The organism is Allobosea sp. (genome assembly GCF_030695125.1).
Lineage (GTDB): Bacteria > Pseudomonadota > Alphaproteobacteria > Rhizobiales > Beijerinckiaceae > Allobosea.
Genome location: NZ_JAUYTP010000028.1, coordinates 38,698 through 58,399, shown reverse-complemented (window position 1 = coordinate 58,399; position 19,702 = coordinate 38,698). Strand labels below are relative to the sequence as shown.

Below are 19,702 nucleotides of genomic sequence, written 5' to 3'. Positions count from 1 at the left end.
GACCCTCTCACAGATGAGCGTCAGCCGCCACTATCCGGGCTCACCAGACCCCGGTGTTGGCCATGCTCGCCCAGGGTTCCGCCGGGGGCTTCGCATCGCCCTTCTGGAGCAGTTCGATCGAGATGTTGTCGGGCGAGCGGATGAAGGCCATGTTGCCGTCGCGCGGCGGACGGTTGATCGTGACCCCGGCCTTCATCAGCGCCTCGCAGGTGGCGTAGATGTCGTCCACTTCATAGGCGAGATGGCCGAAGTTGCGCCCGCCCGTGTAGGTTTCGGGATCCCAGTTGTAGGTCAGCTCCAGCGTCGGCCGGCCACGCGACCCGGTCGCCTTGACGGCGTCGAGATCGTCGGGCGCCGCCAGAAACACCAGCGTGAAACGGCCCTTCTCGGACTCGATCCGGCGCGTCTCGACCAGGCCGAACTTGGTCACGTAGAAATCGAGCGCGGCGTCGAGATCGGTGACGCGGACCATGGTGTGGAGATAGCGCATGTCGGTAGTCCTCTCTGGCCGGCCTTGAGGAGCCGGGCTCGTGATGGCGGGGTCCGTCGGTCGGGACCGGGTTGATCCTACCGCTGAATCGGGCGAAAGCATCGCCGCTCACGAACACAGTTCCAAGACGCATGAGCATGACGCCGAAAGTGGGGCCGGTCTTCGGACGACGCCACGCTTCCCACGTCGACCCAATCGCAGGACAGGCCATGAGCACGATGCAGGACGGCCGCGGCGACGCCCCTATTCGCGCCACCCCGGCCCAGATGGCGCAGATCAAGCAGCGCGCCGCATTGCTTTCTGTGATGGCGACGCTGCTGTTGACCGGCGCGAAGTTCATCGGCGCGATCCTGTCGGGCTCGCTGGCCTTGCTCACGGACGCGCTCCAGGGCCTGATCGACATCGGCTCGACGCTGTTCACCTGGTTTGCCGTGCGCGTGTCGGACAAGCCGGCCGATGACGAGCATCATTACGGCCATGGCAAGGTCGAGGCTCTGGCCGCGCTGGTCGAGACCGCGATCCTGTTCACGCTGGCCGGCGCGATCCTGTGGGAGGCCGGCAACCGGCTTTGGACGGGCCTGATCGATCACGTCCAGGTCACCCCGATCGTCATCGGCATCATGCTCATGTCGATGATCGTGGACGCCATCCGCTGGCGCTCGCTGACGCGCGTGGCGAAGGAAACCGGATCCGAGGCGCTGGCGGCTGAGGCGACGCATTTTTCCACCGATTTCGTCGGCTCCACGCTGGTGCTGCTGGGGCTGATCGGAGTCTGGTACGGCATCGCGCGGGCCGACACGGTGGCGGCCTTCTCGATTGCCGCCTTCACGGCGCTGTCGGCCTACCGGCTGGGCCGGCGCACCATCGACACGCTGCTCGATGCAGCGCCCAAGGGGGTCAGCGAACGCCTGCGCGAGGCCGCCGAGGCGGTTCCCGGCGTTGTCGGCGTGAACTGGCTCAAGGTCCGGCCGACGGGCGGCCGCGTGCTCGGCGAGATCGGCATCAACGTATCGCGCACCCTGCCGCTGGAGCGGGTCGCGACGATCCGCGAGGTGCTGGCGAGCGAGTTGCAGCGCATCGAGCCCGGCGCCGAGATCGCAGTGACGACCGACCCGGTGCAGGTCGACGACGAGACGGCGCTCGAGCGCGTCCTGCTGATCGCGCTGAAGCTCAAGATCCCGGTGCATCACGTCTCGGTCCACACCATCGGACCCCGGCTCTCGGTCAGCCTCGACATGGAGGTCGAGGCCAGGCTGCCGCTGGGCCAGGCGCATGAGATCGCGACGCGGCTGGAGGCGGCGATCCGCGACGAGTTCGGCGGCGAGACCGAGGTCGAGACGCATATCGAGCCGATGGAAACCGGCGCGCCGGCCGGCCACGACGCCGCCTGGGACACGGTCGAGGATATCGGCAAGGCGCTGGCCACCGAGACCGCGAAGCTCGATGGACCGATCCACGACATCCACAATGTCAGGGTTCGCCAGACCCTGAACGGCCTGGTGGTCAACTACCATTGCCGCGTCGACCCCACGCTCGACGTCGCCTCGGTCCACGCCGCCGTCGACCAGATCGAACGGGCGGTCCGGATCGCGCGGCCGCAGGTCTGCCGGCTGGTCAGCCATGCCGAGCCGACGATCGCGGACGTCGCGCGCTAGCGACAATCGCGTCCCTTTCAGCCCATCGGCCGGCGAGCTACAGACAACCGACGCCCGCTAGCCTGTCACGATCTTTTCGTCTGCTTTTCCAGAGTCCGTCATGCGCTCCGAAGACAATCCGCTGATCCGCCTCGAGGATTACCGCCCCTCGGACTGGCTGATCGACACGGTCGATCTCGACATCAGCCTGCATCCGACCAAGACGCGCATCCGCGCGCAGCTCGGCCTGCGGCCGAACCCGGCCGGCCGCCCGGGCGCGCCGCTCATCCTCGACGGCGACGAGCTGAAGCTGGTGGCGCTGCGGCTCGACGGCCTGCTGATCGACGAGGCGGCCTACAGCGCCACCCCGCAACAGCTGACGCTGCATGCGCCGCCCGCACGCCGCTTCACGCTGATGATCGACACCGAGATCAACCCCTCGGCCAACACCAAGCTGATGGGGCTCTACCTCTCCTCCCATGTCTATTGCACCCAGTGCGAGGCGGACGGCTTTCGCCGGATCAGCTATTTCCTGGATCGGCCCGACGTGATGTCGGTCTACACGGTGCGGCTGGAAGCCAGGAAGCTGATCGCGCCGGTGCTGCTCTCCAACGGCAACCTCGTCGCCTCCGGCGAGGTGCCCGGCGGCGAACGCCATTTCGCCGTCTGGCACGATCCCCACCCCAAGCCCGCCTATCTCTTCGCGCTGGTCGGCGGCGCGCTCGACCATGTCCGCCAGAGCTATGTGACGGCCGAGGGTCGCCCGGTGGAGCTCGCCGTCTATGTCGAGCCCGGCAAGGCCGACCGCGCCGGCTGGGCGATGGACTGCCTGGTGCGCTGCATGCGCTGGGACGAGCGCGTCTTCGGCCGCAACTACGATCTCGACATGTTCAACGTCGTCGCCGTCTCGGACTTCAACATGGGCGCGATGGAGAACAAGGGCCTCAACATCTTCAATGACAAATACGTGCTGGCCGACCCGCAGACCGCGAGCGATGGCGACTATGCCTCGATCGAGGCGATCATCGCGCATGAGTATTTCCACAACTGGACCGGCAACCGCATCACCTGCCGCGACTGGTTCCAGCTCTGCCTGAAGGAGGGCCTCACCGTCTTCCGCGACCAGGAATTCTCGGCCGACGAGCGCTCGCGCCCGGTGAAGCGCATCGCCGATGTGCGGACCCTGCGCACGACCCAGTTCTCCGAGGATGCGGGGCCGCTGGCGCATCCCGTGCGGCCGCGCGCCTACAAGGAGATCAACAACTTCTACACGCCGACCGTCTACGAGAAGGGCGCGGAGGTGATCCGCATGCTCAAGCTCCTGGTGGGCGAGGCCGCCTTCCGCGCCGGCATGGACCTCTATTTCGAGCGCTGCGACGGAACGGCGGCGACGATCGAGGATTTCCTCGCCTGCTTCGCGGAGACCTCGGGCCACGACCTGACGCATTTCGCACGCTGGTACGAGCAGGCGGGCACGCCGACCATCGTCGCGTCGGGCCGCTATGACGCGGCCGCCTCGACCTACACGCTCGACCTCGCCCAGACGACGGCGCCGACGCCGGGCCAGCCCGACAAGCAGACTGTCGTGCTGCCGGTCGCGCTCGGCCTCGTCGGGGCAAACGGCGACCTGCCGCTCAAGACGACCTCGGCCGCCTATGCCGGCGACGGACTGATCGTGTTCGACGAGGCCTCGCTCTCGGTGACCTTCAGCGAGATCGAGGAGGCGCCGACCCCTTCGCTGCTGCGCGGCTTTTCGGCGCCGGTGCGCCTCGAACTCGATCTCGGCGACGCCGAACTGCTGCGGCTGTTCTCCGCCGACAGCGACCCGTTCAACCGCTGGCAGGCCTGGCAGACCGTCGCCAGCCGGGCCCTGATCGAGGCCGGCCGCGATCCGGCGCGGCGCGGCGCGCTGCTTTCGACGGCCGGCGCGCTGGCAGAGGTCCTCGACGGGTTCCTGCACAGCCAGGCGCCCGCCGACCCGGCTTTCGCGGCGCAGGTGCTGCGGCTGCCCAGCCAGGGCGATATCGCCCGCGAGATCGGCCGCGACGTCGATCCCGACGCGATCCACGCCGCCCATCGCGGGCTCTCCACCGAGATCGGCCGGCTGATCGCGCCGCAGCTTCTGGCGCTGCGCGACACCCTGACGGGAGCGGCGCGCTATAGCCCCGACGCGGCCTCGGCCGGCCGGCGCGCCCTGCGCAACGAGGCGCTGGGCCTCCTCGCACTGGCCTCGCCCGAGACCGGCGCCCGCCTGGCCGAAGCCCAGTTCGCGGGCAGCGACAACCTGACCGACCGGCTGGCGGCGCTCGCCGCGATGACGCTGATCCCCGGCGAGGCCCGCGAGGAGTTGATCGCGCGCTTCGCCAGAACCTATGCAGCCGAACCGCTGGTGCTCGACAAATGGCTGATGGCGCAGGCGCTGATCCCCGAAAGCGGCACACTCGACCGCGTCCGGGGCCTGATGCAGCATCCGGCGTTCTCGCTCGGCAACCCCAACCGGGTTCGGGGGCTGATCGGCGGCTTTGCCGCCAACCTCACCCAGTTCAACCGCACCGACGGCGAGGGCTACGCCTTCCTGGCCGATATCGTGATCGCGCTCGACCGCACCAATCCGCAGGTCGCCTCGCGTCTGCTCGCCTCGTTCAAGAGCTGGCGCATGCTCGAGCCCGGCCGCCGGGCGCTGGCAGAGGCGAAACTGGCCATGGTCGCCAACACCCCGAACCTGTCGCGCGACGTCGCCGACATCGCCGAACGCACACTGGCCTGAAAGGTTAACGACGACCTGTCGAGAAGGTTAACGTTTCATTACCCGCACAAGATTCAATCACGCGAGCGATACAACCCAGGGATGAATTCGACACCGTAGATTCAACTCAAGGCTAGACAAATCAGGCCCCACGGATTCAACTAAAAGTGATTCGCGGGGATGCGGCACGTCTCCCGATCTACTGACGGCAAGGTATCCGAAGGGGGACGGGCATGACGCGTGCCAACGCGGGCTGCGCATCTGTGCGCGCAGATTCGATTCTGGGTGTCGCTAGGTCACTGACACATCCGCTGTATCAGCGTTTCGCCAATCTCGAGCCGACGCTCCGGGCCGTCATCCCCGGCCTCGTCGCTGTGTTCATCATCATCCTGGCGGCAGGCGCTGCGCTGCAGACCACCGCAATGCGCGACGACGTGCTGGCGGATGCAGCCGGCGACATCGATCTCGTCTCGTCCCTGCTCGCCCGCGAGATCGACAACGCCACGCTGAAGGGCGTCGCGCCGACCTTCGCGCTGACGACACTGGCCACCCGCCACCTCTCCGCCCATGGCCGCATCGTCCATGTCAGCGCCGAAGACGGGCATGTCGTCGCCAGCGAACCGGCCATCGGCCAGACGCGGCGCACGCTGGTGGATTTCCTCGGCCAGTCACAGCCCCTGACCGCATTCGCAGACCGCGCCGGCGTCATGCGCATCACCCTGCCCGACGGGGTCGAGGCGCTGGCGACCGTCCGCAACCTCGCCGCCCCGCTGGGGCAGGTGGCGGTGCTGCAGCCGATCTCGCGTGCGCTTTCGATCTGGCAGCAGCGCCGCGGCGCACTCGCCATTCTGTTCGCCGCCGCCGGCCTCGTGCTGACCGCGATCACCATCGGCTTCATCGTGCAGTCGCGCCGGGCCCGGGCCGCCGACGAGGATTGCGACTGCATCCGCGAACGCATCGACACCGCCCTCAACCGCGGCCATTGCGGGCTGTGGGACTGGGATCTGGCGCGGGGCCGGATCTACTGGTCCGATTCGATGTACGCCATGCTCGGCTATGATCGCGCCGGACAGTACATGTCCTTCGGTGAGGTCAGCAGCTTCGTTCACCGCGAGGATGTCGATCTCTATGCGCTGGCCGACGCGATCAGCCGCGGCGAGGCCACCCATCTCGACCAGGAATTCCGCGTCCGCGACAGCCTCGGCAACTGGATCTGGATCAAGGCCCGCGCCGAGCTCGTCACCGATCGCCGCACCAATGCCAAGCATCTCGTCGGCATCGTCGTGGACATCTCCGAGCAGCGCCGCATGGCCGAGCGCACGGCCACCTCGGACGCCCGCCTGCGCGACGCCGTCGAGGCGATCTCGGAAGCCTTCGTGCTGTGGGACGCCGACAACCGCCTCGTGCTCTGCAACGCCAAGTACCAGCAATTGCACAAGCTGCCGGCGGAGCTGGCCCAGGCCGGCGCCAGCCATGACGCGATCATGCGGTCGAGCGCCCAGCCCAGCATCGACCGCGAGCCGATGCGCTCGCTGCGCGCCGACGACGGATCGTCCTCCTATGAGGCGCGCCTTTCGGATGGCCGCTGGCTCCAGATCAACGGCCGCCGCACCAAGGATGGCGGCTCGGTCTCGGTCGGCACCGACATCACCAAGCTGAAGCAGCAGGAAGAGCGGCTGACCCAGTCCGAGCACCAGCTCCTGATGCATGTCACCGATCTCAAGGCCTCGCGCCAGAAGCTCGAGGCGCAAGCGCAGCAGCTCGCCGACATGGCAGAGCGCTATCTCGAACAGAAGGCCGCGGCCGAAAGCGCCAACCGGGCCAAATCGGAGTTCCTGGCCAATATGAGCCATGAGCTGCGCACGCCGCTGAACGCCATCATCGGCTTCTCCGAGGTCATGCAGAACAATATGTTCGGGCCGCTCTGCGAGAAATACACCGACTATGTCCGCGATATCCGCTTCAGCGGCGGCTATCTGCTCGATTTCGTCGAGGACATCCTCAACATGTCGCGGCTGGAATCGGGCAAGGTCTCGCTGGAGAAGGCCGACATCGCGCTCGGGCTCGTCATCGAGGAGGCGGTGCGCAAGACCCAGGACGAGATCGACCGCAAGCGCCTCGCGCTCACCATCGACGGGCCGCGCGATACCCATCTCGAAGCCGACCCGCACGCGCTCTACCAGATTCTCGGCAATCTGCTCGACAACGCCGTGAAGTTCACGCCCGAGGAAGGCCAGATCGCCATCCGGATCCGCCAGGTCCCGGGCGCGCTGAACATCTTCGTCGAGGACACCGGCATCGGCATCCCCAAGGACAAGATCGACCGCATCGGCCGGCCCTTCGAGCAGGTCGAGGGCGATCTCACTCGCAGCTACAAGGGCTCGGGGCTGGGCCTCGCCATCGCCCGCTCGCTGACCGAGCTGCATGGCGGCTCGCTGCGCCTGCGCTCGGCCGTCGGCGCCGGCACGATCGTGATGGTCCATCTCCCGCTCGGCAGCGCCGGCCGGATCACCGCCCAGGCGGCCTGAGCACCCGCGCCAACGGTCCTTTCGCGGTCACGCGGAACGGGCGGCCGTCAGGATGCGGGTGAAGATGGCGCGGACGCCGGTTCTGACCTCGTCGAGCTCCGCTTTCAGCACCTTGGCGTCCGGGCGGCCGACGGCGGTGGCGATGCGCTTCATCACGCGGGCTGGGACGGCGGCCGGATCGAACGCCTCCTCGACGGTGAAGCGCTGCCAGAGCTGAACATCGCCGATCAAGCTCGCCGCCTCCCCCAGTGCCGCCGCATCGACGTCGGCGAGAAGGCCGGCCTCCCTCGCCGCCGCGAAGACGGAGGCCGTGTCGCGCACCAGCAGGCCGGGATGATCGCTGGCATGGGCTAGCACGAGGAACTGGGCGAGGAAATCGAGATCGGTCAGCCCGCCGAGCGCGAGCTTGAGATCCCAGGCGTTCGTCTCGCCCTTCTCCTGCGCGATCAGCGCCCGCATCTGCGCGACCGCGGCGGCGACCTTCGCGGGCTTGCGCCGACGGGTCAGGATCGCCCGGATCGAGGCTTCGGCCCGTTGCCCCAGTTCGGGGTCGCCGGCGACGACGCGGGCGCGGGTCAAAGCCATCTCCTCCCAGATCTCGGCCTCCCCGCCATGATAGGCCTCGAAGCCGGAAAACTGGGTCGCGGCCGGGCTCTTGTTGCCCGACGGGCGCAGCCGCATGTCGACCTGGTAGAGCGCGCCGCGCCGCGTCGGGACCGTCATCGCCGCGACGAGGCGCTGGGTGAAGCGCACATGCCAGGTCACGGGATCGAGGCTGCGTCGGCCGTTGCTGGCTTCCGCCTCCTCGGGCCGATCGTAGAGCAGCATCACATCGAGATCGGACGACGGCGTCAGCTCGCCGGCGCCGAGCCGGCCAAGCCCGATGACCACGCTCTGGGCGCCCTCGATAACGCCGTGATCGGCGGCAAACGCCGCGCGCGTGTCGGCGAAGGCGACGCGCAGGCAGGCTTCCGCGACCGCGCAGTAGGCCTGGGCTGCTCCCAGCGCCGGATAGACGCCCGAGAGCAGTCGCGCGCCGACCAGGAAGTTCTCCTGCCGCGCCGCGTCGCGCAGACGGTCGAGCCCGTCCTCGACGCTGGGCGGGGGCGAGCCGACGACGCTGCGGATGCGGCGGGTCAGCGCATCGCAATCGAGCGTGGCCTGGCCGAAGGCGGGGTCGATCACACCGTCGAGGACATGGGGATGGATCTCCGCCACCTTCGCCAGACGCGGCGCACTGCCGAGAATGTCGGCGAAGAGGGTCAGCAGCGAATCCTGCGATCGCAGCAGGGTCAGGAGTTCGACCGCCGCCGGCATCCGCACGAAGGCATTGTCGAGATGGGCGAGCGCGCCGTCGGGATCGGCGGTGCGGCCGAGTGCGACCAGCAGCGCCGGGGTCAGCTCGGTCAGAACCTCCCGGGCGCGCGTGCTGGTGACGGCGGCGCGGCGGCCGAAATGCCAGCCGCGCACCGTCTCGGCGGCGATCTTCGGCGTGCGGAAGCCGAGCTTCTGCAGCGTCTCCAGCGTGTCGGGATCGAGTTCCACCCCGGTGAAGCTGAGCGTGCCGGCCTCGCTGGCGAGGCTCGGCCCCTCCTCGAAGAGCAGCGCGTAATGACCCTCGACGCGCCTGGCATGGGCGGTCAGCGCCTTGCCGAAGGCCGCGGTCGAGGGGTAGCCGCAGAAGCGCGCGAAGGCCTCCAGATCGGCGGCCGCTTTCGGCAGCGTCTGCGTCTGTTCGTCATGGCGCATCTGCAGGCGGTGCTCGATCGTGCGAAGCCAGCGATAGGATTCCGCCAGTTCGTCGCGCGCCTGCGGCGTGATCCAGCCCTCGCTGGTCAGTTCGGCGAGCATCTCGATGGTGCGCGGGCCGCGCAGGGTTGTGCGCCGCCCGCCGAAGACGAGCTGCTGCGTCTGCACGAAGAACTCGATCTCGCGGATGCCGCCGCGCCCGAGCTTCACATTATGACCGGCGACCGCGATGGTCTCATGGCCCTTCACGGTCTGGATCTGCCGCTTCATCGCGTGGATGTCGGCGATCGCGGCGAAGTCGAAATATTTGCGCCAGATGAAGGGGGCGAGGTCCTTCAGGAAGCGCTGACCCAGCGCGAGATCGCCCGCCACGGGGCGCGCCTTGATCATCGCCGCGCGTTCCCAGTTCTGGCCCACCGTCTCGTAATAGGCATAGGCCGAGGGCAAGGGCACCGCGACATGTGTGGAGGCGGGGTCCGGCCGCAGGCGCAGATCGACGCGGAAGACGTAGCCGTCGGGCGTGCGCTCCTGGATGATACGGGCGATCTGCTGGGTCAGCTTGACGTAGAAGCTCGTCGGCTCGGCGACGCCGGCGATTTCGGCCGCCTCGGGATCGAAGAAGACGACGATGTCGATGTCCGAGGAGTAGTTCAGCTCGCCCGCGCCGTGCTTGCCGAGCGCGAGCACGACGAGGCCGGAGCCCTCCCCCGGCGCGGCCGGGTTTTCCAGGCGGATGCGGCCGAGATCGGCGGCCTGGCGCAGGACATGCTCGCTGGCGAGTTTCACCGCGCTGTCGGCAGTGGCGGTGAGCGCCGCCGTGACGGTCTCGACGCTCCAGACGCCGCCGATATCGGCCAGCGCGATCAGGAGCGCCATCGTCCGCCGGAAGCGGCGCAGCAGGCGCATCAGCTCGGCGGTATCGGTCGCCGCCGCGCCCCGCTCGGCGATGTCAGCGAGCAGCGCGTCGCGATGCGCCTCGGGATCCTGCGTGAGACAGGCCAGCAGCGCGGCAGGGTCCTGCCGCATGATCTGGGTGAGAAAGGGCGCATGGGCGACGATGCCGGCCACGAGCGCGGCGGAGCGGGGATGCTCGGCGAGATGCGCGGCCAGAGCCTGGGCTGCCGCCTCGTCATGCAGGCGCTCGATCAGGTCCCTGGCGATGACGCTCGCGGCACGGGCGCGCGCCGGGAGAACCGGCGCTGCCACCAGCCTGTCACAGAGCCGTCCTGTCATGCCGCGTCCCCCTTCAGAGCGAAGGGACGCCAACAGGGTTCGGGGCGCCTGTCGAGCCGGGACGTGCTGTGGAGGCCATCATGTCCACAGGCTTGGGTTCGTTCGCCGCGGGATCGGCGGCCTTCGGCAGCGCGGCCGGCAGGGCGATGACGACGCGCAGGCCCGGTGCATTGTCCTCCAGCCGCAACTGGCCGCCATGCAGGCGCACGACACCGGCGGCAAGCGACAGCCCCAGGCCGAAACCCGGCTTGCTGCGGCTGGCATCGAGCCGGACGAAGCGGTCGAGAACGCGGGCGCGGTCCTCCTCGGGAATGCCGGCGCCATGGTCGGCGACCGACAGCAGGACGTCGCCCTCGCCACGCTGGGCGGATACCGTCACCACGGCCCGGCCGCCTTTGGCCGGCTCGCCGTATTTCAGCGCGTTGTCGATGAGGTTCGCCAGCGCCTGGCCGATCAGTTCGCGGTTACCCGCGACGCGCAGTCCGGGCTCGACCTGGGTGACGAGCGATAGCCCCGCCTCCTCGGCCAGCGGCTCGTAGAGCTCGGCCATGCCGGAGACGATCTCGGAGAGATCGACCTGGTCCATGCTGTCCTGGATGCGGCCCGTCTCGAGCCGCGCGATCATCAGGAGCGCATTGAAGACGCGGATCAGGTTGTCGGCCTCGTCGATCGAACCGTCGAGCGCGGCGCGCAACTCGTCGGGCGAACTCGCCGTGCGCAGCGCCTCCTCGGCGCGGTTGCGCAAGCGCGTCAGCGGCGTCTTGAGGTCATGGGCGATGTTGTCGGAAACCTGCTGCATGCCGGCCATCAGCTCGCCGATCCGCTCCAGCATGGCATTGAGGTTGAGGGCGAGCCGGTCGAGCTCGTCGCCCGTGCCCGAGATGGCGAGACGGCCCTTGAGGTCCCCGGCCATGATCGACTGGGCGGTGCCGGTCATGTCGTCGATGCGCTTGAGCACGCGCCGCGCCACGAACCAGCTCGCCAGGCAGCCGAGCACGAAGACCACGAGCAGGGACCACCCCGCGGCGCGGCGGATGACAATGCCAAGCCGTTCGCGCTCCTCGACATCGCGGCCGACCAGCAGGCGGAACCCGTTCGGCAGCATGAAGATGCGCACGATGGCCCGGCTCGGCCTGTCGACCAGATCGCTGGAGCGGGCATATTCGATCTCGGCCTCGCCGGGACGATCGAGCGTGCCGGGCGGCAGCGCCTCGACATTGCCGGCGATGCGCTCGCCGATCGGGCTGGTGACGAGATAGAGCGAGGCGCCCGGCGCCCCCGAGCGCCGCTCGATGACATTGACCAGCCGCCTGATGCCGCCGAGCCGCTGCTGCTCCGCCAGCCCCTGGATCTCGGCGTCGATGGTCGAGCGGATCTGGTCGTCGAGCAGGCGCTTGGCGTTCCAGGCGACATAGCCGAGCAATACACCGGCAAAAAGCGCGAAGACGACGAGATAGACCGCCGTCAGCTTGAACGCCGTCGTCCGGAACAGGTTCGGCAAAAAGCGCTGTGCGGGCCGCGGCGACGCGCCCGCCGCGGGATCAGCGTTGCGTGTCACGGACCATGTATCCCGCGCCGCGGATGGTGTGGATCATCGGATGCTCGAAGCCCTTGTCGACCTTGGCGCGCAGCCGGCTGACATGCACGTCGATGACGTTGGTCTGGGGGTCAAAATGATAATCCCAGACATGTTCCAGCAGCATGGTGCGGGTGACCACCTGGCCGGCATGCTTCATCAGATATTCGAGCAGCCGGAATTCGCGCGGCTGCAGCAAGATCTCGGTGCCCCCGCGGGTGACGCGATGGGCCAGGCGGTCGAGATCGAGATCGCCGACGCGGTAGGTCGTGGGCTCGGAGGCTGGCGCGCCGCGGCGGCGGGCGAGAACCTCGACGCGGGCGAGCAGTTCGGAAAAGGCGTAGGGCTTGGGCAGGTAGTCGTCGCCGCCGGCGCGAAGGCCCTTCACGCGGTCGTCGACCTGGGCCAGGGCAGAGAGGATCAGGGCGGGCGTCGCATCCTTCTGCTCGCGCAGCGAGCGGATCAGCGAGAGGCCGTCGAGACGCGGCAGCATGCGGTCGACGACGAGCACGTCATAGCCGCCGCCCTCGGCCATCGCATAGCCTTCGAGCCCGTCCCCGGCATGATCGGCGACATGGCCGGCCTCGCGGAAGGCCTTGGTCAGATAGGCCGCGGCCTCAGCATCATCTTCGACGATCAGCAGTCTCATGACGTGACCCTAGCCCATTCGACGCGAAAACGGCAGGCCGGACGATACGCATCCGGCCTGCCGCGGTGAAGGCTGGCCTCCCGGCGTGGGGGCGACTGCTGCCGGAAGAACACGCGCCTTGCCTTGTCCGCGACGCCGACCCGAGAGGGGCGGCATCCCGGCTGTGAGGTTCGAGATCAGGCAGCCGGCTGGCGGCCGACCTCGAAGCTGATCTCGCGCTCCTTGCCGTCGCGCCAGACCGTGATCTTGGCCTTGGAGCCCGGTGCGTAGGTCGCGATCTTGCGAGACAGATCGCGGGCATCCTTGATCACCTGGCCATCGACCGAGAGGATCGTATCGCCGCGCCGGATACCGGCCTTGGCGGCGGGGCCGTCCTTCTCGGCGGCGGCGACGAGGGCGCCGTGGGGCTCCTTCAGGCCGATCGCGTCGGCCACCTCGCTGGTGACCGGCTGGATCTGGACGCCGATGAAGCCGCGCGAGACCTTGCCGTCCTTCTTCAGCGCCGCGACGACCTGCTCGACCGTCGAGGCGGGAACCGCGAAGGCGATGCCGACATTCCCGCCCGAGGGCGAGAAGATCGCGGTGTTGACGCCCACGACCTCGCCCTTCTGGTTAAAGGTCGGCCCGCCCGAATTGCCGCGGTTCACGGCCGCGTCGATCTGCAGGAAGTCGTCATAGGGACCCGAGCCGATGTCGCGGCCCTGCGCCGAGACGATGCCGGCCGTGACCGTGCCGCCCAAACCGAAGGGGTTGCCGACCGCCAGCACCCAGTCGCCGATGCGCGGCTTGCCCGGAGCGAGCTGCACGAATGGGTAGCTGCCGCTCTCGGTGACCTTGAGCAAGGCGAGATCGGTGCGCGGATCGGTGCCGATGACCTTGGCGTTCAGCGTTTTGCCGTCGTCGGTGACCAGCTGGACCTCGGCGGCCTTGTCGACGACGTGGTTGTTGGTCACCACATAGCCGTCCTGGCTGACGAAGAAGCCCGAGCCCTGCGACATGCCCTGGCGCGGCTGCGGCCGGCCGGGATTGGCGCCGCGCGGCATCTGCTGCTCGAAGAAGCGGCGCAGGCCGGGCGGCAGATCGTCGAGGCTGCCCTGGCCGTCGTCGTCCTGCGCGCCGTCGATCTTCTGCTTGACGCGGACGGAGACGACGGCGGGCTTCACCTTCTCGACCATGTCGGCGAAGGAGGGAAGCTGGGTCTGGACGCCCGAGAGCTGGATCGGCTGGGCAAAAGCGGGGTGGTCGAACTTCAGGGCGCCGTCGGCGAGGCCGGCCGCAAGGCCGATGCCGAGGGTGGCCGCACCGGCGAGCAGCGCGGCGCGCTTCAGGATGGACCGGGAGGGGGTGGTCTGGGTCGTCATGGCGAGAACCTCGAAATCAGCGGCAGGGCCTTCCCTGCTCGTGACGAGGACCATGGCGGGCGCCGCCTTACGCCGATTTCGCCCGAAGATGACGATTTCGTAAGGTAACGAAATGTTTCCGAGGCGGCAGCTTGGGTTCAGGACAGCCTGGGTTCAGGGAGCCTCGTCGCCCAGCAGGCGCGCGAGCCGCCGGCGCTCCTCCTCCGATAGCGGGGCGGCGCTCGACGGCGCAGGCATCGCCCGGCCCCGGCGCCACATGAACCCCAGCGCCGCCAGCAGGATCAGGAAGGGCGCGACCCAGAGCATCACCGTCCTGACGTTGAACGGGGGCCGCAGCAGGACGAAATCGCCGTAGCGGGCGACGACGAAATCGCGCACGGCGGTGTCGCTGTCACCGGCGACGAGCCGCTCGCGCACCAGCACGCGCAGATCCTTGGCGAGCGGCGCGTCGGAATCGTCGATCGACTGGTTCTGGCAGACGAGGCAGCGCAGCTCCGAGGAGATCGCGCGGGCGCGCTGCTCCATCGCCGCATCGGGCAGGATCTCGCCAGGCTGGACGGCCGCCGCCGGCGCGATCGAGGCGGCACTGAGCAGGACGGCCAGAAGCAGGCGTGACAGGAGCCGGCGAGACGAGGCGGCGCGGCGCATCGCGTTCACTCCGCCGGCTGCACGGCTGCGGACTGGGCCGGCGCGCTGCGACGCGGCGCGCCCAGCCGGAAGCGCCGGTCGGTCAGCGACAGCGCCCCGCCCAGCGACATCACGATCGCGCCGATCCAGATCAGCAGGATCAGCGGCTTGTCATAGAGCCTGACCGCGATGGCGCCATCGCCCTGCGGTTCGCCGAGCGCGACATAGGCCTGGCTCAAGCCGTCGGTCCGGATGCCGGCCTCCGTGGTCGGCATCGCCCGGGCTGTGTAGATCCGCTTGGCCGCCTCCATCGGCGCCAGTTCGCGGTTGCCCGAGAAGACCTGGAAACGCGCGACCTCGGCCGTGAAATTCGGCCCCTTGCGGGGCAGGATCGATTCCAGCACGACGGTGTAGCGGCCGCTGGTCAGGCGCTCGCCGGGCTTCAGCACGCCGATCCCTTCCGTGCTCCAGGCGACGGCGGCAATACCGATCACGCTCAGCCCGACGCCGGCATGGGCGAGCGCCGTGCCCCAGGCCGAACGCGGCAGCCCCTTGGCGCGGGACAGCACAGCCGACCAGCCGCTGGCCCGGGTGACGATCCGCTCGCCGAGATCGAAGAAGGCCCCGGCCACCAGGAAGACGCCGAGCCCGATCCCGAGCGGGGCCAGCACGGGACCGCCCCAGGTCATCGCGATCGTCGCCAGCGCCACCAAGATCCCCAGACCGAAGGCGGCGAAATTCCGCTGCGCCGCGCCAAGCAGATCGCCGCGCTTCCAGGCGAGCGACTGGCCCAAGGGCAGCACCAGCAGTAGCGGCACCAGCACGGGAATGAAGGTGGCGTTGAAGAAGGGCGGACCGACCGAGATCTTGTCGCCGGTCACCATCTCGAGCACGAGCGGATAGAGCGTGCCGATGAAGACCGTCGCGCAGGCGGTCGCGATGAAGACGTTGTTGACGACGAGCGCACCTTCGCGAGAGACCGGCGCGAACAGGCCGCCCTGACGCAGCAGCGGCGCACGCCAGGCGAACAGGGCCAGTGAACCGCCGACGAAGAAGACCAGGATCATCAGGATGAAAAGCCCGCGGGCCGGGTCGGTCGCGAAGGAGTGCACCGAGGTCAGCACGCCGGAGCGGACGATGAAGGTCCCCAGCAGCGAGAGCGAGAAAGTCAGGATCGCGAGCAGGATCGTCCAGACCTTGAGCGCGTCGCGCTTCTCCATCACCACCGTGGAGTGGATCAGCGCGGTGCCGGCCAGCCAGGGCATCAGCGAGGCGTTCTCGACCGGGTCCCAGAACCACCAGCCGCCCCAGCCCAGCTCGTAATAGGCCCAGTAGGAGCCCATCGCGATGCCCAGCGTCAGGAAGACCCAGGCGAGCAGCGTCCAGGGCCGCACGGCCCGGGCCCAGACCGCGTCGATGCGCCCGTCGATCAGAGCCGCGACGGCAAAGGCATAGGTGATCGAGAACCCGACATAGCCGACATAGAGCAGCGGCGGATGAATCGCGAGGCCGAGATCCTGGAGGATCGGGTTGAGATCCTGGCCCTCTGCCGGGGCCGGGATCATCCGGCGGAAAGGGTTCGACGTCAGCAGGGTGAAGGCCAGGAAGGCGACCGTGACCATGCCCTGGACCGCCAGCGTGCCGGCGCGCAGCCGCAACGGCAAGGAGCGACGCGAGAGCGCGACCAGAGCGCCAAACAGCGTCAGGATCAGCACCCAGAGCAGCATGGAGCCTTCGTGATTGCCCCAGACGGAGGTGAGTTTGTAGATCAGCGGCTGTGCGGAGTGAGAATTGGCGACGACATTCTCGACCGAGAAGTCCGAGCGCACATAGGAAATGACCAGCGCGGTGAAGGACACCGACACGAGCAGGAAGCAGGTGATGGCCGCCGCCGACCCGACGCTCGCCAGCGCCCGGTCATGGCGCGCGACGCCCCAGAGCGGCACGAGCGACTGCACGACGGCGACGCCCAGCGCGAGAGCGAGTGCGAAATGGCCGATTTCGACGATCATGAGCGCCTCAAGGGGAAGCCTGCGGGGCTGGCTTGGCCTGCGGCGCGGATGCGCCGGCTTCACCGGGCTGCCAATGGCCCTGCTTTTTCAGCGTGTCGGCCACCTCGCGGGGCATGTAATTCTCGTCATGCTTGGCGAGGACGGTGTCGGCGCGGAACTGGTTGCCACCCTGGAAGACGCCCTCGGTGACGACACCCTGGCCCTCGCGAAACAGGTCGGGCAGCAGGCCCTCATAAGTCACCTTCATCGCGGTACGGCTGTCGGTGATCGTGAAGGCGACACGCTGGCCGGGTCCGCGAGCCACGGAGCCCTCCTCGACCAGGCCACCCAGGCGCATGCGCGTGCCGGGAGCCACGCCCTTCTCGGCGATCTCGGTGGGACCGTAGAAGAACACGATCGTATCGCGCAGCGCGAACAGGACGAGGCCGGCGGCCAGGCAGAGCACGCCGCCAGCCGCACCGATCAGCACGAGGCGCCGCTGCTTGCGGGTCATCCGGCGCTTGGCGACCATGGGCCGCGCGGGTTCGACAGCGGTCACGGCGCGGTCTCCTTGAGCGCGAGTTCGACGGCGAGTGCGTCCAGCGCGGCGCGTGCCGCCGCTTCCTGCGACAGGCGATCCCGTGCGGTGACGAGCGCAGCGCGAGCGGCCGCCCTGTCGCCGAGCACGACCTGCGAACGGATCAGGCGCGTCCATTCGGGCAGCGTGCCGCCCCCGGCCTTCAGGCGCTCGGCCAGGCCGTCGACCATGGCGCGGATCGCCGCCTGCTGCTCGGCCGGCGGCAAGGCGGCGACGCCGCCGCCGGCGGCCTCGGCCTCGAGGCGGGCCAGACGCTGCCTGACGGCCTGAGTCCAGGGCATGTCGGGCCCGGCGTCTTCCAGCAGCGCGCGCAGGGCCAGGATCGCACCCGGCGCATCGCCATCCTGCTCCTTGCCGATGGCGAGGAAGAAGCGGGCGCGCGGGTTCTTCGGGTCGAGGCGGAGCGCCTCGACCATGCTGTCGCGGGCCGCGGCCGTGACGACTCCACCGGCAGCGAGCGAACGCGCCTCGCCGAGCCCCGCATGCGCCTCGGAACTCGCCTCGCCATGACGGATCGCCGCGGCGAAGGCGTTTGCGGCCTCGTCGTAGCGGGCCTGGCGCAGGTAGACCGGCGCGATGACGGACCAGCCCTTTCCGTCGGACGGGTTGGCGGCGAGATGCGTCTCGATGCGCGCCAGGGCCAGGGCGAAATCCTGCCGCGCCGGGTCAGCCTGGAGGCGGGCCGAGAGCGGCTGGTCGGGATTGCCCGGCGAGCCATAGGCGCCATAGACCAGAAGCGCGAGCAGCGGCACGCACGACAGCGCGAGCGCCGAACTGGCGCGGCGTCGGCGCAGCGAGGCTTCGGTCTCGCCCGACGGCCCGACTTCGTCGCTCGACGACCGCAGCAACCGCCGCGCCGCTTCGGCGCGCGCGGACTCCGCCTCGACCGGCCCGATCAGCCGGCGCGCCATGTCCCGCTCGATCTCACCGAGCTGCGAGCGGTACAGGCTGGTCGCGTCGGCGCCATCGGCGAAGGCGGTGGCCCGGTCGCGGCCGAGCGGCCAGAGCAGGGCGAAAACCGCCGCCCCCGTCAAAGCCGCAAAGATAATCCAGATCAGCATGCAAAGCTCTTAGCCAAAGATCGGCTCCGCTTCATGTCCGAATATGGCGACAAAGGGTCACGCGCACGCATCTTTGGTCAGACCGACGGCAGGGCGAGGCGAGCCTGCAGCCCCCCCAGCGGCGAGCGGCGCAGGGACAATTCTCCGCCATAGAGCTTGGCGAGATCGACCACGATCGACAACCCCAGTCCCGAACCGGGCGTCGCCTCGTCGAGGCGCCGCCCGCGCTTGAGCACGTCGGCCTGCGCGTCGTCGGGCAGGCCGGGCCCATCGTCGTCGATCAGCAGAACCATCCGGCCCGGCTTGTCGCCCGGCGTCTTCTCCAACGAAACCGTGACCGTCGCATCGGCCCATTTGAAGGCGTTGTCGAGCAGATTGCCAAGCATTTCCTCAAGATCCTGCCTGTCGCCGCGGAACCGCAGACTCGCCGGCACATCATGCCCACCGACGATGCCCTTGCCCTGCGAGATCTTGGTGAAGGTCCGGATCAGGGCGTCGAGGGAAGGCGCAACCTCGGTGACGCCGCCCAGTGCGCCCGACAGCGCCGCGGCCCGGGCCCGGTCGAGATAGTACTGAACCTGGTCGCGCATGATCGCGGCCTGCGTCTTGACGGTCTGCGGCAACGGGCCCTCGCCGGCTTCGGCCTCGTTCATCATCACGCTGAGCGGGGTCTTGAGGGCGTGGGCGAGATTGCCGACCTGCGTGCGGGCGCGATCGAGGATTTCGTGGTTGGCGTCGATGAGGAGGTTCAGTTCGCCCGCCAGCGGCGCAAGATCGGGCGGATACTCGCCGACGATGCGCGGCGTCTCGCCGGTGCGCACCATCCCGACGGCGGCGCCCAGGCGCACCAGGGGGCGCAGGCCGAAGCGGACCTGCACGATGGTGGAGGCGACGAGGGCGAGCCCCAGCAGCAGGAAGGTCATGGTCAAGGCGAGGCGGAAATCGCGGATATCGGCGTCGATCTCGTCGGAGGGGGCCGCAACCGCGACCGTGAAGCGCCCATCCTCGCCGACATCGATCTCGCGCTCGAGGATCCGCAGGGAGCGATCGTCGGGACCGGAAATGTAGCTTTCGCGGATGCCGCGCGCATTGGGAGCGATCGGCTGGTCGAGGAGCTTGGGCAGTTGCCCGCCGACGAGCGAGCGCGAGGCACGAATGCTCGGCCGCTCGCCATCGAGGCGGATGATCTGCCAGTACCAGCCCGACAGCGGCAGGTCGAAGCGCGGCTCGCCGAGGTCGCCGATGGCCTGCCTCTCGGTCTCCGGCGGGGCGGCGAGATCGGCGATCAGTTCCTTGATGTAGACACTGAGCCGCTCGTCGAAGCCGCGCTCAGCCGAGCGGCGGTAGAAGGTGGTCAGGCCGAAGCCCGCCAGCATCAGCACGAGCGCGCAGCAGACCGCCGCCGAGATGAAGAGCCGCGCGCCGAGCGAGTAGCGATGCGACCGGAAAGGCATCGGTC

General features: G+C 68.9%; 13 protein-coding genes. 3 read left to right on the top strand and 10 right to left on the bottom strand.

The features are described from left to right. Positions 1 to 40: 40 nt before the first annotated feature. A complete protein-coding gene (locus Q8S38_RS08130; RefSeq protein WP_305679918.1) occupies positions 41 to 490 on the bottom strand; it encodes a VOC family protein in 450 nt (149 codons plus the stop codon). A gap of 209 nt (positions 491 to 699) precedes the next feature. Between Q8S38_RS08130 and Q8S38_RS08125 the strand changes: the two genes are divergently transcribed. The 3 genes from Q8S38_RS08125 (at position 700) to Q8S38_RS08115 (ending at position 7,398) form a co-directional block, all read left to right on the top strand. After that, complete coding sequence (locus Q8S38_RS08125; RefSeq protein WP_305679917.1) at positions 700 to 2,145, top strand: cation diffusion facilitator family transporter; 1,446 nt, start codon at positions 700 to 702, stop codon at positions 2,143 to 2,145. Positions 2,146 to 2,245: 100 nt separating this feature from the next. Then, positions 2,246 to 4,891 (top strand): aminopeptidase N, encoded by a 2,646-nt coding sequence (gene pepN, locus Q8S38_RS08120; protein ID WP_305679916.1) that lies wholly within the window; start codon positions 2,246 to 2,248, stop codon positions 4,889 to 4,891. 212 nt (positions 4,892 to 5,103) lie between these two features. After that, positions 5,104 to 7,398, top strand: a complete 2,295-nt coding sequence (locus Q8S38_RS08115) for a sensor histidine kinase (protein WP_305679915.1) — start codon at positions 5,104 to 5,106, stop codon at positions 7,396 to 7,398. A gap of 27 nt (positions 7,399 to 7,425) precedes the next feature. Here the strand turns inward: Q8S38_RS08115 and Q8S38_RS08110 are convergent, their stop codons facing one another. The 9 genes from Q8S38_RS08110 to Q8S38_RS08070 all read right to left on the bottom strand — a co-directional run bounded on the left by Q8S38_RS08110 (position 7,426) and on the right by Q8S38_RS08070 (position 19,697). Beyond that, a complete protein-coding gene (locus tag Q8S38_RS08110) occupies positions 7,426 to 10,380 on the bottom strand; it encodes a bifunctional [glutamine synthetase] adenylyltransferase/[glutamine synthetase]-adenylyl-L-tyrosine phosphorylase (protein WP_305679914.1) in 2,955 nt (984 codons plus the stop codon). 13 nt (positions 10,381 to 10,393) lie between these two features. Next, entirely contained in the window at positions 10,394 to 11,938 is a 1,545-nt protein-coding gene (locus Q8S38_RS08105; protein WP_371125855.1) for a sensor histidine kinase, read from the bottom strand. Continuing rightward, on the bottom strand, positions 11,922 to 12,605 hold the full coding sequence (locus Q8S38_RS08100; RefSeq protein WP_305679913.1) for a response regulator transcription factor: 684 nt from the start codon (positions 12,603 to 12,605) through the stop codon (positions 11,922 to 11,924). The genes Q8S38_RS08105 and Q8S38_RS08100 overlap by 17 nt, the downstream gene beginning before the upstream one ends. A 176-nt stretch (positions 12,606 to 12,781) precedes the next feature. Continuing rightward, a complete protein-coding gene (locus tag Q8S38_RS08095; RefSeq protein WP_305679912.1) occupies positions 12,782 to 13,966 on the bottom strand; it encodes a Do family serine endopeptidase in 1,185 nt (394 codons plus the stop codon). A gap of 153 nt (positions 13,967 to 14,119) precedes the next feature. Next, on the bottom strand, positions 14,120 to 14,614 hold the full coding sequence (locus Q8S38_RS08090) for a cytochrome c-type biogenesis protein (RefSeq protein ID WP_305679911.1): 495 nt from the start codon (positions 14,612 to 14,614) through the stop codon (positions 14,120 to 14,122). A gap of 5 nt (positions 14,615 to 14,619) precedes the next feature. Further along, positions 14,620 to 16,605 carry a heme lyase CcmF/NrfE family subunit gene (locus tag Q8S38_RS08085; protein ID WP_305679910.1) on the bottom strand — a complete coding sequence of 662 codons (1,986 nt, stop codon included), beginning with the start codon at positions 16,603 to 16,605 and terminating at the stop codon, positions 14,620 to 14,622. A 7-nt stretch (positions 16,606 to 16,612) separates the two neighbouring features. Continuing rightward, complete coding sequence (ccmE, locus tag Q8S38_RS08080) at positions 16,613 to 17,098, bottom strand: cytochrome c maturation protein CcmE (protein ID WP_305679967.1); 486 nt, start codon at positions 17,096 to 17,098, stop codon at positions 16,613 to 16,615. Between the two features lie 41 nt (positions 17,099 to 17,139). Beyond that, complete coding sequence (gene ccmI, locus Q8S38_RS08075; protein WP_305679909.1) at positions 17,140 to 18,243, bottom strand: c-type cytochrome biogenesis protein CcmI; 1,104 nt, start codon at positions 18,241 to 18,243, stop codon at positions 17,140 to 17,142. A gap of 77 nt (positions 18,244 to 18,320) precedes the next feature. Next, the gene (locus tag Q8S38_RS08070; protein ID WP_305679908.1) at positions 18,321 to 19,697 is read right to left on the bottom strand and encodes a sensor histidine kinase; all 1,377 of its coding nucleotides are present in this window, start codon (positions 19,695 to 19,697) and stop codon (positions 18,321 to 18,323) included. Between the last annotated feature and the right edge of the window lie 5 nt (positions 19,698 to 19,702).

Bases quoted from the DNA above. Each gene is read 5' to 3' on its own strand.
- pepN (WP_305679916.1), top strand. From the start codon at position 2,246: ATGCGCTCCGAAGACAATCCGCTGATCCGCCTCGAGGATTACCGCCCC.
- Q8S38_RS08085 (WP_305679910.1), bottom strand. From the start codon at position 16,605: ATGATCGTCGAAATCGGCCATTTCGCACTCGCTCTCGCGCTGGGCGTC.
- ccmI (WP_305679909.1), bottom strand. From the start codon at position 18,243: ATGCTGATCTGGATTATCTTTGCGGCTTTGACGGGGGCGGCGGTTTTC.
- Q8S38_RS08090 (WP_305679911.1), bottom strand. From the start codon at position 14,614: ATGCGCCGCGCCGCCTCGTCTCGCCGGCTCCTGTCACGCCTGCTTCTG.
- Q8S38_RS08095 (WP_305679912.1), bottom strand. From the start codon at position 13,966: ATGACGACCCAGACCACCCCCTCCCGGTCCATCCTGAAGCGCGCCGCG.
- Q8S38_RS08100 (WP_305679913.1), bottom strand. From the start codon at position 12,605: ATGAGACTGCTGATCGTCGAAGATGATGCTGAGGCCGCGGCCTATCTG.
- Q8S38_RS08115 (WP_305679915.1), top strand. From the start codon at position 5,104: ATGACGCGTGCCAACGCGGGCTGCGCATCTGTGCGCGCAGATTCGATT.
- Q8S38_RS08125 (WP_305679917.1), top strand. From the start codon at position 700: ATGAGCACGATGCAGGACGGCCGCGGCGACGCCCCTATTCGCGCCACC.
- Q8S38_RS08070 (WP_305679908.1), bottom strand. From the start codon at position 19,697: ATGCCTTTCCGGTCGCATCGCTACTCGCTCGGCGCGCGGCTCTTCATC.
- Q8S38_RS08130 (WP_305679918.1), bottom strand. From the start codon at position 490: ATGCGCTATCTCCACACCATGGTCCGCGTCACCGATCTCGACGCCGCG.
- ccmE (WP_305679967.1), bottom strand. From the start codon at position 17,098: ATGACCCGCAAGCAGCGGCGCCTCGTGCTGATCGGTGCGGCTGGCGGC.
- Q8S38_RS08110 (WP_305679914.1), bottom strand. From the start codon at position 10,380: ATGACAGGACGGCTCTGTGACAGGCTGGTGGCAGCGCCGGTTCTCCCG.